The organism is Rothia sp. P5764 (assembly GCF_048512965.1).
Lineage (GTDB): Bacteria > Actinomycetota > Actinomycetes > Actinomycetales > Micrococcaceae > Rothia.
Genome location: NZ_JBLXXQ010000004.1, coordinates 24,296 through 40,809 on the forward strand (window position 1 = coordinate 24,296; position 16,514 = coordinate 40,809).

Consider the following 16,514-nt stretch of genomic DNA (forward strand, 5'->3'; position numbering starts at 1 on the left):
CCTATGTTAGGGGCATCATAAAGCCTACTTCTGCAAGCCTACAAGTCACAGCTAAGGCCCCGCAAACTGCGGTGGCTTTATCTCACACTGATATGAAAACCCCCGCCCTTACCGCTAGGACGGTTAGGGCGGGGGCATCTACAGCCTTCTCGGCTACACGATTCTAGGCGCGCTGAACCGCCCCAAAACGCTCAAGAGCTAGAGCTACACCGGCTTCTCGTGCTTCACTTGCCTCATCAGCAGTCAGAGTACGATCCGGTGCACGGAAGCGCAACGCAAAGGCAAGCGACTTATAGCCTTCTTCGATGCCGGCGCCTCGGTAGTCGTCAAAGACACGAACGTCTTCAAGCAAATCGCCCGCACCCTCAGCCAAGGTGGCGGCTAGATCGGCGGCAGGGATATCAGCCTTAACGATGAGGGCTACATCCTGGTTAGCAGCAGGGAAACCGGAAATACCGGTGGCCTGCACAGCCTGGCCTGCCTCAGCCAGCAGAGCGGTGAAGTTCAGCTCGAAAGCGCTGGTGCGCTCAGGCAGGTTACGCTGAGCCAGCAACTTGGGGTGTAGTTCACCCGCGTAGGCTACGACCTGCCCCTGAGAGTTACTCAATACAGCGGTACGTCCGGGGTGGAAGGCCTGATGCTCGCCGTTAGCGACGGTGAGCTTGACACCTGCAGCATCGGCCACCAGCAGCACAGAGTCCAGAGCATCACGCCAGTCAAAGGCTCGGGCAGTGAGCCCGGGGGCATCCTCGTGCTCGGCACCGGCGAACATACCTGCGATGTGGCGAGGCTGGTCGGGAATACCGGCGTTGAGATCAGCAAGTACTTGATCATCAGGCTTAGCACCCAGACCGGGGATGGAGGCCGAGCCAAGCTGGGGCCCGGGGATAAAGACATGACCGGTTTCGTAGATCGCAAGGTTCTTGAGACCGCGTGAGAGGTTACGTGAAAGAACCTCGGTCAGACCAGGCAAGAGAGAGCGGCGCATCCAGCCCTGGGCGGAGGAGATGGGGTTAGCCAGGCGGATTGAATCAACCTCTTCACCGGCTACGGGGCTGGCCCACAGGTTGTTGTCTGCATCGGAGACAAAGGGGTAGGCAAAGACCTCGGTCAGGCCCGATGAGGCAAGGGCGTTCAGTGCCCGGCGGCGCAGGGTCTGCTCCACGGTATAGCCTCGCCCGGGAGGGGCAACGGGCAGGGTGGAGGGAATCTGGTCGTAGCCAACCAGACGGGCGACTTCCTCGGTCAGGTCTTCCTTATCGCCCAGGTCGGTACGCCATGAGGGTACGGTGACCAGGTAAGCATCGTCGGTGGTTTCAATGCTGGCACCGATTTGTTCTAGGGAACTGACAATCTGTTCCTGGGTGTAGTCAATGCCAATACGGCCTGCGGTGTAGCCCTTGGGCAGGGTGATAAGGGTAGGTTTATAGGCTGAGCCAGTATCGGTCACCCCTTCTGCCACCTGGGCACCAGCCAGCTCAACCAGCAGATCTACCGCGCGCTGGGCGGCGGCGGCCTGAATCAGCGGGTCAACGCCGCGTTCGAAGCGTTTGGAGGCCTCAGAAGGTAGCTTGTGGCGGCGGGCGGTGCGAGCAATAGAAACCTCATCGAAGCGGGCAGCTTCGATCACGATGGTGCTGGTTGAGTCGGTGACCTCGGTGGAGGCACCGCCCATGACACCAGCCAGACCGATGGGGCCGGAGTCATCGGCGATGAGCAGGTCCTCGGCGTGCAGGTCGCGGTCTTTGCCATCCAGAGTGGTGAGCTTCTCCCCCGCCTGGGCACGGCGCACGGTGATACCGCCTTCCAGCTTGTCTGCATCGTAGAAGTGCAGGGGCTGGCCCGTTTCAAGCATGACGTAGTTGGAGATATCCACCGGCAGTGAGAGTGAGCGGATACCGGCTAGGCGCAGTCGAGAGGACATCCAAGGGGGTGTCGGCGCGGCCGGGTTAACCCCGGTGACGGTGCGGGTGACAAAGCGGGTGCAGCCCTCCTTGCCATGAATGGGGGCTGAATCGGTCAGCCTGACAGTCAGACCAGCATCGTTTGCCGCCGGTGCCTTGGCGGCCAGTTCCAGCACGAAGTCCTTGAAGTCGCTACCGGTCGCATGGCAGTACTCGCGGGCAATGCCGCGAATAGAGAAACCGTAACCACGGTCCGGGGTCACATTGACCTCGGCGGCCTGGTCGTAAAGCCCCAGCAGTTCCATGGCATCTGAGCCAACCTCGGGGTCAAGCCCCAGGGTGGAGAGTACCAGAATACCGTCATGGTCTTCGCCAATGCCCAGCTCACGCACGGAGGCAATCATGCCAGCAGACTTGTGGCCGTAGGTCTTACGGGCGGTGATAGCAAAGCCCCCGGGCAGAACAGCACCGGGCAGGGTGACAACAACCTTGTCACCGGGCTTGAAATTGTGGGCACCGCAGATAATGCCCTGCACGCCAGATTCCTCGATACCCTTACCGGTCAGGGTCTGTTTCTGCCCCTCGGGGACTACACGCACCTGGCACCAGTTAACGGTCTTGCCGTTGGAGTGAGTCTCGGGCTCCATGGAAAGCACCTGACCAACCACAATCGGGCCAGTCAGATCATCGGTGGGGCGGTGAACGTCTTCTTCTTCAAGGCCAACCTTAACCAGGGTAGCCATAAGATCTTCGGCGCTTGCGTCGGCCGGGACGGGCGCGTATTCACGCAGCCAGGAAAGGGGTACTCGCATGGGTTAAATCTCCATCTTGAACTGCTGTGAGAAACGGACGTCGCCTTCAATCATGTCGCGCATATCGCTTACGCCGTTACGGAACATGAGGGTGCGCTCAATACCCATGCCAAAGGCAAAGCCGGAGTAGACCTCAGGGTCAATACCAGCGGCGCGCAGGACGTTGGGGTTGACCATGCCACAGCCACCCCACTCAATCCAGGCTGGGCCGCCCTTAGCATCGGGGTGCCAAACATCCAGCTCAGCTGAGGGCTCAGTGAAGGGAAAGTAGTTAGGGCGCAACCGGATTTTAGCCTCTGCACCGAACATAGCTCGAGCCATATGCTCTAAGGTGCCCTTGAGGTCAGCCATGGTTAGGCCCTTATCTACGGCAAGGCCTTCAATCTGGTGAAAAACCGGGGTGTGGGTGGCATCGAGCTCGTCGGTGCGGTAAACCTGGCCGGGGCAGACCACGTAGAGAGGCAGGTCACGTTCCAGCAGGGAACGCATCTGCACCGGTGACGTGTGGGTACGAAGCATGAGGTGGGCCTTGGTTGGTTCCACGAAGAAGGTGTCCTGCAGTTCGCGGGCCGGGTGATCCGGTTTGAAGTTGAGGGCATCGAAGTTATACCATTCGGATTCCAGCTCGGGGCCGTCGGCGATTTCCCAGCCCATGCCAATAAAGATGTCGCACATCTGCTCTTGCAGGACGCTGATGGGGTGGCGGCCACCGATACGGCGGCGGGGAGTGTGGGCGGTGACGTCTACGGCTTCTTCTACCAGAATCCTGGCATCGCGCTCTTCTTCAAGCTGGGTATTACGGGCTTCGAGTGCCTTAGCCAGTCGGCCACGGGCCTGGCCCATGAGCTTACCAACGTCAGCCTTGTGTTCTTTACCCAGATCACGCATCTGCTTATTAGCTAGGGTAAAGCCGCCCTTATCGCCAGTAAACTCTAGACGAACCCGCTTGAGGTCTTCAAAGGTGGGGGTCTTCTCAGCAATATCGGTCAGGGCTCGGTCAAGTTCAGCCCGGAAGGCTTCCTCAACGGTAGCTAGGCCCCGCTGCGGGTCTGTCTCTAGAATTGCGCGGATATTGGCCAGGACCTGAGAGGGTGTGGGGTTTTCAGGTATCTGGTGCAAAGGATCAGTCATAGAAGCTATCTCTTCACGTCGGTTGGGTAGGGGCACTAGGCCCAAATCATCAAGGTATAAGTCTAGTGCAAATACTGTGTTGGTGCTGGCTCCCCTATCGGGAGGCCGGCTCTCTGCTCACCACGGTTCTGCAGAGGGTGTCTGCAAAATCTGGGGCTAGGTGGTGGTCTAGCTGCCGGTAGTTGGCATCAGAGATCAAAGGGTTATCCCAGCAATTCAGGCTTGACAGGTTCTTATGATTGCTGAGGCCAGCTGTGCTGGTTAACCATGGTGAACTTATGACCGGCCTTACTGCAGGAAATCGCCAAAAGGCGCTCAAGCGCGTGGGCCACCGTTGAATCCTTTTGGCCCTCTTCAACCGGGAAATGCTCTGCCGTAAGCCCTAGAGAGAAAATAGGTTGCAAAGCATCCACCCTTGCCCAGAACATACTACCTGCCGGGAACATAAAGTCCTTGTTCTTGGGAAGCTGACCCCAGTTGTTCTTCCAGGTCAGTGCCTGGGCAATCGGGTAGTTAGTAGACCAGTTCCAGGAGTTTACAACCGATGGGTGAGGAAAAGGAGCCACCATACCCACCCGATCCGAGGCCAAAGCACCGATGATCTGCTCTACTGCCTGGCGACTGGGCAAAAGAGAATCAAGAATAAAGACCAGCCAGTCGTCAAGATCCGCGCTGTGGGGGGATTTTTTACTGTGGAGGTGAAGGACCAGGTCATAATCTTGATGTTCCTGGGCAAAGACTACAAACTTAGGCATGATGTCTCGGCCCCGGTTTTCAGCGATTTTTACTCTAACATCGGGGAACCAGCCTTCGATGGCCTGGAGCTTAGCAAGCGTGTTCGTGGAGATATAGAGGTCATAGGGCTGGGGCACATGTTCGAGATACTTTTTGATCACCGGGCAAGATTCCAGGTAAAACATGTGGATGAAGACCGCTATACGGGGGAGCCGGCTCAGCGGCTTCTCCGATGCCAGAGCGTTGGGGTCAACATATTGCACGGAAGCTTTCTGTCTGCTCCTGCAGGGAGCCAAGGGGGGACTTTTGCGCTTTGCTACCCAGCCGGGCAACTTTTTGGAATCATACTGCCGAATTTCGGCCAAAGGTGAAGAAAGAGCTAGATCCTCGATAGCCCTGAGAACTTTGATTTCGTCACCGGGGTGGCGGACCAGGTGGGCGATGAAAGGGGTCGTCATAAATCTCAAGGAATCAAGAGACTGAACCCAGCTCCTTTGACAAGGCTTGATAGCCATGACCTCGGCAGCCAAATCTGTCGTTCTTGGTTCTGAGCCTTGGGCCGGGTCTAGGGGATTCACAGCTACCTGAGCAAAACCCCAATGGTAGATGGGGCCCAGAGCTGAGTAAGCCTTACTGTATACCGGGGTGCTTTGGATAGCCTGTTTACAGGTCCCAAGGATCTGAACCTGCAGAAGATGCTTGAGGGGTCTTAGCCAGGCTAGGCGCTCCCCCAGCTGAGAACGGAGAACAGAGGGCTTATGGGCACCAGCAGGCAGCAGATCCAGCAACTCATGAGCGTATCTCTTGGAGCTGCCGATAGTAGCTACAAACTCCTTCCGTCGCCCTTGCTTCTCCGGGGTGTCACTCATCACTAGATCCAGAGCCTGCTCAGCCATTGAGTCGCTATCGTAGGGTTCCACCAACTGACCCACCCAGGCAGTCTCAGCACTGAAGATATCTAAAATACCTAAGTCGGAGCGGTAGGCAACCATAGCCAGGCCCTGGCCCAGAGCATCAATAGCAGTTGTTGGCCCCGGATCTTGGCGGGAGGTCAAGAGATAGGCACTCGAAATCGCATACCAGGTGTGGGAGTTAGCCACATAGCCAGGGGTGATCAAAGGCAAACCTTGCTGTCGGGCCTCCTGGGCTATCTCAAGCGCCCAGGCAGATAGCTCACCTAACCAGATGAAAACTGATTTAGGTTCTCTGGCCAGAATCTTCCAGGCCACTTCAATAAATAGGTCAAATCCCTTTCGCCGGTCCCCGTACCCAGCCGATATATATATATCCCCTAGGGTCCGGTGCCTTGCCAGTTCAAGCCGTAACCGGTTGGCTTCTTTATTGCTGACAGAGTGTTCTTTGATGCTAGGAACCACAACGGAACTCTTGCTCGGGGGCTCCAGCTCGTGCTGATAACTTAAGCGGACAGCCTCGGTGGCAAAGACCAGGTGAGGCATCTGTTGGAGAGCTGGCATTAAAGAGTTCTGCCTGACATAGTCCGGCATTTCATGGATCAGTGCCAGTGAGAACTCTCTGGCGGATTCTGGACCTTCAGATAAGAGTTGCACGCCCCAGCAGGTGTTGGCTATCACCGGAGTTTTCGGGGGCAGTGCTTCTAAAATTTCTTGAACGTCCCAGCCCTCTTCACAGATGTAGGTCGGGTACTTTGCGCGGTACTGTTCGTAAAGCTCTCCCCCGTTCCTCAGCACCACCAGGGGCTGATAACCTAACAATTTCAGGGCACTAAGTAATTCAAGCAGAAGTAAGGGGGCACCTGCCTTGTGGGCATCATTGCCCAAGACAAGTAGGGGGCAGGGGCGGGTGTGAAAATCTTTGAGAACTTTTTCTCCCGTCAGCCCGGCAGGTATCTGGCGGGGACGGGTGTGATAGCCAAGGGGTCTACCTCTGAGGATATAGTGGTGGCCCGCGTAAGTACTTTCCAGAGGCATATAGCAACGCTTATAAAAGTTAATGTCCAGCTCCGCGTTGGGGGAACGGCCCTCCCTGTCTCCGCAGAAGATAAAATGTTCCCAGGGGCTACCCTCATAATTGAGAACATCGGGGTAGGTCCTGAGGTAGTAGTCCTCATCAAAAATGCCGTCTGGGACTTCTGGGTTCAGGGCCCCCCAGGGGGAGCTTGATAGATTTTCCATATTTATCTTGCCTTTCTGCCTGCACCTTATGATCTTTAAAGCCCCTGATAAAGGCAGGGTTTCTCACATGGTACGGTCCCGAAAACTTTGTTTGTCGGTGCCACTACCGACTCCTTGGAACCGATAGCGGCTCCCAAGAACTAATCTTTTTTATTCAACAAAACCTGGTTACGATCAACCCAGCGTTTAAAGGTGACATTGTTTGCGTAAACCTCTGAGTAGGACCCAAAAGAAGCCACCTGACCGGCTTCAAAAAGCGCCACCTGACGCATACTTGCGATAGTGCTCATCCGGTGGGCAATACACAAAACGGTCATAGTTTCAGGTAATGACCTAATAGCCTGATCCACCAAAAACTCTGTGTCATCGTCAAGGGCAGATGTTGCCTCATCCAAGATCAGTATCTGCGCTTTTCGGTAGAGTGCTCGAGCTATGGCGATTCTCTGGCACTGACCGCCGGAGAGTCCTCTGCCCTGTTCGGGCAAGATCGTGTCCAAGCCCTGGGGCAGGCCCTCCACTACATCGGTCAGGGCTGAAAGTTTAACCGCCTCTTCGATTTTTCTCTGGTCAATTTCCTCCTGACCAAAGGCAAAGGCGATGTTCTCCCGCAGACTGGCTTCAGCGATATAGGGCTTTTGCGGGACCAAAGCGATGAGCTTCCTAAAGCCTGCCCAATCCTTCCTGACATCTATGCCATCGATGCATAAGCTACCGCTGTAACCGGGTAAAAGCCCACAAAGAATATTAATGAAAGTCGTTTTCCCTGCTCCGCTGGGCCCTACAATGGCTATCCTAGCCCCTCTGGGAATATCACCGGTGATGTCTCTGATAACGTACTGGTCATCCTTGCTGTCACTAAACCGGTAACTCAGGCCCGTAAAGGAAATCGCCTCCTTGAACTCTTCAATTGCTTGTCCGGCGGGGTGCTTGGGCAAGAGGGTAACTGGGGCGGGGCTAGATGTTGCCTCTAGCTCTTCAAGAACCTCATAGACCGCAGGAGTTGATATACGCATCACGGTGTAAGAACTAATGATCCGGTGCATACTAGGCAGGACTCTAAAAGAGATGATGACCACTGTTCCCAGATAGGCCAGGTCGTGGCTGGAGGGCTCACCCGATGCCAGAACAACTAAAAGCAAGCACGAGAGAAAAACTATCTCAAGAATATAGCGTGGTAGCTCAGCAAGAATACCCATGTCGCGATTAACCAAGGCCAGGTTTCTGGAGACCTGGCGGTAATCCTCAATCACCTTGTGTTCTGTGCCCCGTATCTTAAACTCGCTAAAGCCTCCCATGGCTCTGAGTATCATCTTGTAGTGGTCTTGTGAGATGCTCAGATTCTTGGCGCCCACACTTTGTGACACCTTACCGATAATCTTAATAAAGACGACAGAAATCAGTGTAGTAATAGCAATCAGGGCCAGGTAGCTCAGCGGCAGAATAAGAAAAATTGCCACAATCATCGATAGGGTCGTCAGTACATCGCTGACCAGTAAAACCAGGTTGGAGAGATAGCCTGAATAGGACTGACGTACCGAATGTTCAAGCCGGCGCAGGGCAACTGAAAAACTACGCTGGTTGTGCTCCTCTTGACCTGAACTAAGGTAGGTGGACAAAAGCCGAGTTGAGGTTTCCGCTTCGTTCAGCAGGATAAAACTCAAATACCAGCGCCTAAAGAGCAAAGCACTGATGTCTTTGAGCACAAAAACGACCACAATAGTCAGGGTGGTCTTGATGATGAGCTCACCCTGAGAAGTAGTACCCAGAAAGTCACCGAATCGTTGAACACCGGGGCTCTGATAGTTACCGCTCAGGGTCAACACCAGAACCGGCACCAAGAAGGTAGCTCCCAATTCTACTAGGGCAATCAGCAGGGAGAAGGCCAGCAGGATGAGAAGTTTCCCCCGGGTTTTTTGATCAAGCAGGCGGCGGAAAACAAAAATGCTATTCAAACTTTTAATAGACTTCACGGGTTGAGTACCTCATAGATACTTTCTAGGTGCTTCTGATCCACCTGAGAGTGGAAAGGCAGGGCCACAAAACTTTGGGCCAGTTCATCAGATTCTTGCCTGAGGGGGAGGTCATCTAGCGCATACCGGGACCAGTAACTGCCCTCTTGAGTCAGAGCGGGGAAGGTACGGGCCATAATCTTTTTCTCCTGCAACTGCTGAACCAGCTGCTTCTGCTCACCAGGTTCACAGCGAAAGGCGTAGAAGATATTGGAGTGTCTACCCCGCGGATGTACCCAGGCCCGGGGTGAGGCCTGCATAATGGCATCGAGTTCTTGGGCAAGAGCGCGGCGGGCTACCAGTTCTTTGCCTATTTCTGGGATAACTGCCAGCCCTAGGGCGGCAGAGAGTTCGCTAGCTTTTCCGTTGATTCCGAATGCCTGCGGGATTCCGGCATTGAGGCCAAAGTTTCTGATCTGCTGTAGGTAAGGCAGGTCTTGGGGGTCCTGGCAAAAGACTGCCCCGCCCTCACCAGAGTGAAGCAGCTTAGTGGCATGCAGTGAAATGCAGCTGAAACGGCCCCGCCCTAGCAGCTCTTTTGCGCCTTCAGGTTCCTGCGGGAAGATGTGGGCGGCGTCGTAAATAAGGGGCAGCTGGTGTTGCTGAGCCAAGGCATCAAGTTGGCTGTCACATTCTACCCCCAGCAGGTGAACCGCCAGAATTGCCCCCACCCTTGAAGTGATATAGGGTTCCAGCCGCCCAGGGTCAAGGGTGAGACTAACCGGGTGGCAGGGAACAAATCGAGGCTTCAGACCGGCTGCCTCGATAGCGCTAGAAGTAGCCACAAATGTCAGGGCAGGAGTCAGAACTTCCGTGCCATGAGGTAATTTTAGGGCCTGCAAGGCTAAAGTAAGAGCGCTCGTCCCAGAGCTAGTGAAGAGAGCCAGCTCTTGACCGTACAGCTGCCCTAATTTCATTTCAAAGAGAGCCGCAAGAGGTCCGTTATTGGCGTACTGACCCGAGGCGAACACCTGCTCGCTGAGCTGGTGGAAAAGGGCCCGATCGGGTGCTGTGGGCACGCCCAGAGTGAGAGCTTTACCGGTCATTTAGTCCTGCTCCTGGGCTAGGTCTTTGAGCCTGAGAATATTCTCCTTGGGCATAGCTCTCAGCCCCATGACGGTGGCCCCAGCGGGGACATCACGATCAACCACTGCACCAACCCCAATGAGGGCGCCGTCCCCAATGGTTAAGGGCCTGTCGGGCCTGCCATTGTGGATTACAGCTCCGGGAGCGATCATGACTCCCCGGCCTATCTGAACATGACCCAGGACACTGCTGGAAATACCCAGGACACTAAAATCACCTAAAGACGAGTCGTGGGCAACGATATCCCCTAGAACCAGCGATCCCCTCCCCAGCACAGTATTCCAGCCTGTTCGGCTATGCAGGGCCACAAAAGTACCCTGGCCGATCTGGGCGCTGGCTGGAACCAGGGGGCTCAGGCCGGTGCCAGTCAGAATCTTATGCCCATCGTGCCGGCAGCGATTATAAACTTTCTGGCGGACGGCTGGTTTGGTCATACCAATCATGACCCAAGATTCTGGAGGTAGCTCGGCATAGGGAATAACCGGTTTGCCGTCCATAGGGTGTGGCCCTGGCTGAGCCAGATCGTCCACGTAGCCTAAAAGAGGTTGCTGGAAATAGACTTGAGCATCCACCGATATCTGCAGGGTGTTGGGGCTGGAACCGTAAACCCAGAAGCCCCGATTCTCAGACCCCTCGAGCTCTTCAAGTCCTGGCCAGGGATTAGGCTTGAAAATTTCGTACATCTTTCAACACCCTATGTGCAATAAGTAATTTTCTTTTATTGTCTCCCTCTTGAAGCTCCAACACAAATTGGGGATGGCTAGAGCAGATACAAAGACTTAATGTTAAGAATAAAAATTTTCACACCTGTAAGAAATATGCCCTATATGTAATTCCCAGTATAAATATCAGCGAGGGTTTTTACCTGACGAAAGGAGCATAGAATTGACTATCGCTCTGTTAGCGGGAATCCAGTTGAGCTCTAAGATACTCAAGTCCCAAGGGGCCCAGCGGAGCTGATGATGATCTTGCAGTGGCAGCGGGTTACCTTGAGCTATCTGAGCCCACCAGAGCCGCATGGCCGCTTTCTGGTCTAAGACCCAACCCTGGGGGTGGGGGCCAGCTAATTCGCCGCCTAAGGTAACCCTAACCCCCAGTTCCTCCTGTAATTCCCGGACGAGCGCCTCTCTGCAGCTCTCCCCCGGTTCGACCTTGCCCCCGGGGAACTCCCAGAACCCCGCTAAAGCCGGAGGGGCCGAACGCTGACCTACCAGCAGGCGGGTGGGAGCCTGCAAGGAATCAACGATAGCGGCAGCTACTACTTGCACTGGATAGGTTTCCACACGGTTTGCTTGGTCCTGCTCCCCCATTTGAGGCATCCTTATCACCCTTTATTATTTACGGTTCTGGGCCAGCGATGAGGCAAAGAGGCAAACAGCAGCTGCCATACCCACGTTCAGAGACTCGGCAGCACCGCGAAGAGGCACGGCTACACGCAGGTTGGCAGCGGCTTTTTCCTGGGCGCTAAGCCCAGCGGCCTCGTTACCAAAGAGCCACATGGTGGGGTGAGCCAGATCGTACTTGACCTTCTTACGGGGCTCTACCCCCTTGCGCAGGGCAAAAGCGGCATCCTGTAGGTCGTCCAGGGACACCCGGCCGTAACCGTCCGCTGCCAGCACCCCCAGGCCCTGGGCTTTAGCGTCCTCGGCAAAATCTTCTAGGTCAATACCCTGAATGACAGGCAGGTGGAAGAGGGAGCCGGCAGTGGAACGCACAGCCTTGGGGTTATAGAGATCCACTGATCCTTTGGTGGTCACGATTAAATCTGCACCAGCCGCATCTGCGGCACGCAGCACAGTGCCTGCGTTACCGGGGTCTTGGATCTGGGCCAGTACAGCAACCAGTGTGGGGTTGATAGCGCCCTCACCCCAGATATCGCCGGGGGCGATATCGAGCTGGTGAGCCACAGCCAGCACGCCCTGGGGGCTAACAGCCTCAGCCATAGCGGCCAGCACGGGGTCGGTGACCATGCGCATGAAGACCTTACGGCCCGGCTGGGGGGTGGGGGTGCCGTGGACTTCTTCCATGAGCTGGGCGATGTCCTGGTGGCGGTCAAAGGCTCGCTCGGTGATGTAGACGGCATCTAGCATTGGCTTAGCCTGGTGGGCCAAGAGGGCTTCGCGAACAGCTTGGGGGCCTTCAACCAGGAAGAGCCCGGTCTTAATGCGGGTGGCACGCGTAGCAAGTTTGGCGATATCCTTCACGCGATCAGCCTGAGGGTTTTCCATGACGACGGGGGTAGCGAGACGTTCTCTAAAATCCATTTCCCCATTCTCTCACGAGCAAGCCGGGTGCAGCCCTGCCTGTGAGCAGGGACGCGGTAGGGTCTAGCATTCTTCGGAGTGCCTACTGGCAACACATTTTCTTGAGAACAGTGCGTTTTTCTGCATATTTATTACGATCTGATGACTCGCAGTTCTTTTTAGGGTGGAGTTTATATGTTAATCTTGTATCAACAGTTCAGCCCGCACCTCCAACCATTGGAAGGTAGTGGGCTGGATCTCTATCTGATGCCAGGAGCTTACATATGCCCCGGATACTCAAACCGGCTACTTCCCCTAAACAACAGATTGAGACTCTGCGCAGCCGCGGAATGCACCTTGAGGATTCTCTTGCCTATCAGTGGCTAGAGAATGTTAGTTATTATCGTCTGTCTGCTTATTGGTACCCAGCCCGTGCATTCGGCCAAGATGGCAAACGTACAGATGCGGTACATGAGGGAACCTGCTTCAGCGACGTTGTAGCTCTCTACGAAGCCGACCGTAAATTGCGTACTCTTGTACATGATGGCATAGAGCGTATCGAAGTTATGTTGCGTACACGGATTGGTGAACGCCTTGTTGCTTCTGGACCACTTGCCTATAAAGATCCGCGTCATTTCCGTCCAACCTTTGACCATGCCAGCTGGGTCAGCACCGCGAATAAAAGAGTAAGGCGTGCGTCTCGTAGCAATGAGCCTATTAAGCACTACAAGGCTCAGTACGGTGGTCAGTATCCATTTTGGGTCTTAGCTGAGGTTCTAGATTTTTCTGATGTATCTCGTCTGTATGAGGGGATGCTGGCACGTGACCAACGTGCAATTGCCGAAGGGCTGGGTGTTACACCCGCCCTTGCTGGTTTGTCGAAGAGCCAGCAAACCAAGCTGAAGAAGCAATCACCTCTGGCCCGCTGGTTTGAGCAGATAACTATCGTCCGTAACATCTGCGCACACCACAGCAGACTATGGAATAAATCTTTTACCCCGGCACCAACTGTTGCTTTACGTACTCAAGATGAGTTTCGGCTCCTACCTGAGGGGCAGAGCGAAGACCTTTTTGGTGCGCTGCTTATGATGTCGCACTTACTGCGTATCGCGTCCCCTGGCACAAGCTGGCCGCAGAAAGTTGTGGATCTTATCAAGCAGGAGTTCTTGGCTAACCCACTAGTAACGCAAACGGCACTGGGGCTACCCGATGACTGGGAAAAGGGTCTCCTCATGGCGGGGTAGACTACCTGTTTTCGGGGCTTTCCCGCTTCTGCAAGAGATTTTTGTAAACTCAGGCAACTCAACGTTTCAGCCCGCTTACCCTTCACATGCTCGGTAAGCGGGCGAATTTTATTTTGTTTCCTGGCAACGATCTAGCTAATTATTTCGCTGAATCGCTCATAGAAACGCTGTAGACGGTTGATAAGGCGTTCCTTGCGTGCGGCACGGCTTTCACCATTTGCTGAGCGAGCAAAACGTGAACCGGTGAAGTTCATAAGATTACCGATACGTTCTCCGTGGACAGGGATACCCCCGGACAGCCACGCATCTGCCATGAATGCACGGGTGGGATCAGGTTTGAGTTTTTCTTCTTCAATGATTTTTTCGAGCTCAGCAGATGACTGCTCCTCAATATGCTTACGCCACTCCCCTCGCACATCATCTTTTTCCAAAGAAACCTTATCGAGGAAGTCCACGATGAGGTCTTTCTTGTTGTGAAGGGTCGGGCTTGAGTCAACAGCACGAGTAATCTCGGCACGCACTTCTTGGTCTGTGCCCTGCCCCTGACGGTATTTGTCTACAAGCATGAGGATATGATCAACACCTACTGAGACCTGTTTGATAAGTTCAATCTCGAAGATGAGGTCCTCGGTGATATCGGCGCGTTCGTGTTCGCTGGGTTCGCGCATATCCCGGTAGATATCAAGGTAGTGGGACTGATAATCCTGGGCATCCCGGGGCGCTAAAGTATCATCTGACTCAAATTCGTCGAAGGCTGACAGGATGTTCCGTAGTTTAAGAATCTCGCCGAAGAGCCTGATGAAGTCTTTTTGTGCTTGTTCGCCAAGTTCACCTGTGCTCAGGCTTGCTAAGGAGAAGTCTTGCGTGAGCTGGTCAAGTTTCGCACGGTAGTTCTCTAGGTATTCGGTGTAGGGTTTGAGGAGGACGGTTGCGCGAGCCTCTTTGTTACCGAAGAGGGCAAGGGCCTGATCGGTTTCGGTTTCTAGGTTGCGGAAGCAGACGATGTTGCCGTAGGTTTTGACCGAGTTGAGAATACGGTTCGTACGGCTAAAGGCTTGCAGAAGGCCGTGTGACTGCATATTTTTATCAACCCACAGGGTGTTGATGGTTTTGGAGTCAAAGCCGGTGAGGAACATATTGACCACAATGAGTAGGTCAAGTTCCCGCTTTTTCATTTTCTTTGAAACGTCTTTATAGTACTTTTCAAAACCGCCTTTGGAGAGGTCCCAGTTTGTTCCGAAGAGTTCGTTGTAGTCAGTGATGGCGTCTTGGAGGAAAGCGAAAGAATTGGCGTCGAGATCGTAGGCGTCCAGGCTTTCTTCTGCCAGAAAGTCGCTAGCTTCTTCACTGTGAGGGGCGGCGGAGAAGATGACTGCTACTTTGAGGGGTTCAAGGCCGTCGGTTTCTTTCCGTAGCTCTTGTTCGGTTTTGAAGGCATTGTAGTAGACCTTAGCCGCGTCGATAGAGGCCGTTGCGAGGATTGAGTTGAAACCGCTGACCCGCCGTTCTTTGAGGGTGTAGGTTTCGTTGCGTTTGGTTTTCTGGTCGTAGTGGTCCAGGATGTACCGCACGATGGGTTTGATGCGTTCTGGTGAGCGTAGGGCTTCTTCGGCTTTGATACCGTAGACGTCGGCGTCTTGAACTGAGTCGGCTAGTTTGACGGTGTTGTTGTATTCGACGCGGAAGGGTAGAACGTTTTTGTCTTGGATTGCGTCGACGATGGTGTAGGAGTGGAGTTTTTCCCCGAAGGCATCCTGGGTGGTCCGTAGTTTGATATCCCCGTTTGAGCGTGCGTTGGCGTCGAAGATAGGCGTCCCGGTAAAGCCAAACATAAAGTATTTTTTGAAGTTTCGGGTGATGGCTTTGTGCATGTCACCGAATTGGGAGCGATGGCACTCATCAAAGATAAGGACAACGGGTTCACTAAAGATGGGGTGGCCGGGGTTTTGTTTGATGAAGTGGTCGAGTTTCTGGATGGTGGTGATGATGATTTCGGCGTGGGGGTTTTCAAGCTGCTGTGTGAGAACTTTGGTTGAGGTGTTGGAGTTCGCGGCGCCGCGTTGGAAGGCGTCGTATTCCTTCATGGTCTGGTAGTCCAGATCTTTGCGGTCAACGACGAAGAGTACTTTGTGTACGGTATCTAGGTCTTTGGCAAGTTGGGCTGTTTTGAAGCTGGTGAGTGTCTTGCCTGAGCCAGTGGTGTGCCAGATGTAGCCACCTGCGTCAATGGTGCCCTGTTTTTTGTAGTTCGTTGCGATCAGGATTTTTCGCAGGATGCGTTCGGTGGCGACGATTTGGTAGGGGCGCATGACCATGAGGTCTTTGTCTACGGTGAAGACGCAGTAGCGGGTGATGATGTTGAGCAGGGTGTGGCGGGCGAAGAATGTTTTGGCGAAGGCGGTGAGGTCGCTGATGCGTTTGTTGTCTGCGGTTGCCCACCAGCTGGTGAATTCGAATGAGTCTGCGCTGGCTTGGCGGCGGCGTTGGGTGCGTTGGGCATCTACGTGCTTGTAGCGTACGGTGTTGGAGTAGTACTTGGTTCTGGTGCCGTTGGAGATAACGAAGATTTGGATGTAGTCGTAGAGGCCGGAGTCTGCCCAGAAGGAGTCGCGTTGGTAGCGGCTAATTTGGTTGAAGGCTTCTTTGATTTCTACTCCGCGGCGTTTGAGTTCTAGGTGGACCATGGGTAGGCCGTTGACCAGGATGGTGACGTCGTAGCGGTTTGAGGCGGCTCCCCCGCTTGTGGCGTACTGGTTGATGATTTGTAGGCTGTTGTTGTGGATGTTGCGGCGGTCGATGAGTTTGAAGTTTTTGACGGTGCCGTCATCGAGTAGGCAGATTTGGGTGGGTTCGTGCTGGATGATTTCGGTTTTGTCGGTGTGGGTGGCTGTGGGGTTGGCGACGACGGTCTTGTAGAAGCGTTCCCATTCGGTGTTGCTGAGGGTGTAGTTGTTGAGTTTTTCGAGTTGTGTGCGCAGGTTGGTTTTGAGGTCGTCTGCCTTGCGGATGGGTAGGTACTCGTAGGCTTGGCTTTGGAGGGTTTGGATGAAGGCGGCTTCTAGTTGGGCTTCTGTTTGGTAGGTGAGTTCGTGCTCTTCGGTGACCGGTGCTTCTGTGGCTACGGTGTGCTCTTCGGTGAGCAGGATGGGGGAGATTTTTGTGGCGGGGCTGGTTTTGATGGTCATCGAGAGCTTCTG

10 protein-coding genes are annotated in these 16,514 nt (G+C 54.5%); 1 reads left to right on the forward strand and 9 read right to left on the reverse strand.

The annotated features are described in order from the left end of the window. Positions 1 to 163: 163 nt before the first annotated feature. The 8 genes from pheT to ACN08Y_RS06895 form a co-directional block, all read right to left on the reverse strand. A complete protein-coding gene (gene pheT, locus ACN08Y_RS06860; RefSeq protein WP_419112205.1) occupies positions 164 to 2,716 on the reverse strand; it encodes a phenylalanine--tRNA ligase subunit beta in 2,553 nt (850 codons plus the stop codon). A gap of 3 nt (positions 2,717 to 2,719) precedes the next feature. Further along, on the reverse strand, positions 2,720 to 3,778 hold the full coding sequence (pheS, locus tag ACN08Y_RS06865) for a phenylalanine--tRNA ligase subunit alpha (RefSeq protein ID WP_419112337.1): 1,059 nt from the start codon (positions 3,776 to 3,778) through the stop codon (positions 2,720 to 2,722). Between the two features lie 302 nt (positions 3,779 to 4,080). Continuing rightward, the gene (locus ACN08Y_RS06870) at positions 4,081 to 6,735 is read right to left on the reverse strand and encodes a rhamnan synthesis F family protein (RefSeq protein WP_419112206.1); all 2,655 of its coding nucleotides are present in this window, start codon (positions 6,733 to 6,735) and stop codon (positions 4,081 to 4,083) included. Positions 6,736 to 6,875: 140 nt separating this feature from the next. Then, a complete protein-coding gene (locus ACN08Y_RS06875) occupies positions 6,876 to 8,687 on the reverse strand; it encodes an ABC transporter ATP-binding protein (protein ID WP_419105123.1) in 1,812 nt (603 codons plus the stop codon). 14 nt (positions 8,688 to 8,701) lie between these two features. Next, positions 8,702 to 9,790: a DegT/DnrJ/EryC1/StrS family aminotransferase gene (locus ACN08Y_RS06880; protein WP_419100146.1), complete on the reverse strand. Its 1,089-nt coding sequence runs from the start codon at positions 9,788 to 9,790 to the stop codon at positions 8,702 to 8,704. Then, entirely contained in the window at positions 9,791 to 10,513 is a 723-nt protein-coding gene (locus ACN08Y_RS06885) for a hypothetical protein (RefSeq protein WP_419100147.1), read from the reverse strand. A gap of 165 nt (positions 10,514 to 10,678) precedes the next feature. Beyond that, on the reverse strand, positions 10,679 to 11,140 hold the full coding sequence (locus tag ACN08Y_RS06890) for a (deoxy)nucleoside triphosphate pyrophosphohydrolase (protein ID WP_419112338.1): 462 nt from the start codon (positions 11,138 to 11,140) through the stop codon (positions 10,679 to 10,681). 24 nt (positions 11,141 to 11,164) lie between these two features. Beyond that, positions 11,165 to 12,094 carry a TrmH family RNA methyltransferase gene (locus ACN08Y_RS06895; RefSeq protein WP_419112207.1) on the reverse strand — a complete coding sequence of 310 codons (930 nt, stop codon included), beginning with the start codon at positions 12,092 to 12,094 and terminating at the stop codon, positions 11,165 to 11,167. A gap of 263 nt (positions 12,095 to 12,357) precedes the next feature. Here ACN08Y_RS06895 and ACN08Y_RS06900 point away from each other — a divergent pair, with 263 nt between their 5' ends. Then, positions 12,358 to 13,317 carry an Abi family protein gene (locus ACN08Y_RS06900; protein ID WP_419112208.1) on the forward strand — a complete coding sequence of 320 codons (960 nt, stop codon included), beginning with the start codon at positions 12,358 to 12,360 and terminating at the stop codon, positions 13,315 to 13,317. 131 nt (positions 13,318 to 13,448) lie between these two features. Here ACN08Y_RS06900 and ACN08Y_RS06905 read toward each other — a convergent pair whose 3' ends face one another. Continuing rightward, the gene (locus tag ACN08Y_RS06905; protein WP_419112209.1) at positions 13,449 to 16,502 is read right to left on the reverse strand and encodes a type I restriction endonuclease subunit R; all 3,054 of its coding nucleotides are present in this window, start codon (positions 16,500 to 16,502) and stop codon (positions 13,449 to 13,451) included. Positions 16,503 to 16,514 lie beyond the last annotated feature (12 nt).

Coding starts and splice junctions, on each gene's coding strand:
- pheT (WP_419112205.1), bottom strand. CDS start 2,716: ATGCGAGTACCCCTTTCCTGGCTGCGTGAATACGCGCCCGTCCCGGCC.
- ACN08Y_RS06870 (WP_419112206.1), bottom strand. CDS start 6,735: ATGGAAAATCTATCAAGCTCCCCCTGGGGGGCCCTGAACCCAGAAGTC.
- ACN08Y_RS06880 (WP_419100146.1), bottom strand. CDS start 9,790: ATGACCGGTAAAGCTCTCACTCTGGGCGTGCCCACAGCACCCGATCGG.
- ACN08Y_RS06885 (WP_419100147.1), bottom strand. CDS start 10,513: ATGTACGAAATTTTCAAGCCTAATCCCTGGCCAGGACTTGAAGAGCTC.
- ACN08Y_RS06890 (WP_419112338.1), bottom strand. CDS start 11,140: ATGGGGGAGCAGGACCAAGCAAACCGTGTGGAAACCTATCCAGTGCAA.
- ACN08Y_RS06895 (WP_419112207.1), bottom strand. CDS start 12,094: ATGGATTTTAGAGAACGTCTCGCTACCCCCGTCGTCATGGAAAACCCT.
- ACN08Y_RS06900 (WP_419112208.1), top strand. CDS start 12,358: ATGCCCCGGATACTCAAACCGGCTACTTCCCCTAAACAACAGATTGAG.
- ACN08Y_RS06905 (WP_419112209.1), bottom strand. CDS start 16,502: ATGACCATCAAAACCAGCCCCGCCACAAAAATCTCCCCCATCCTGCTC.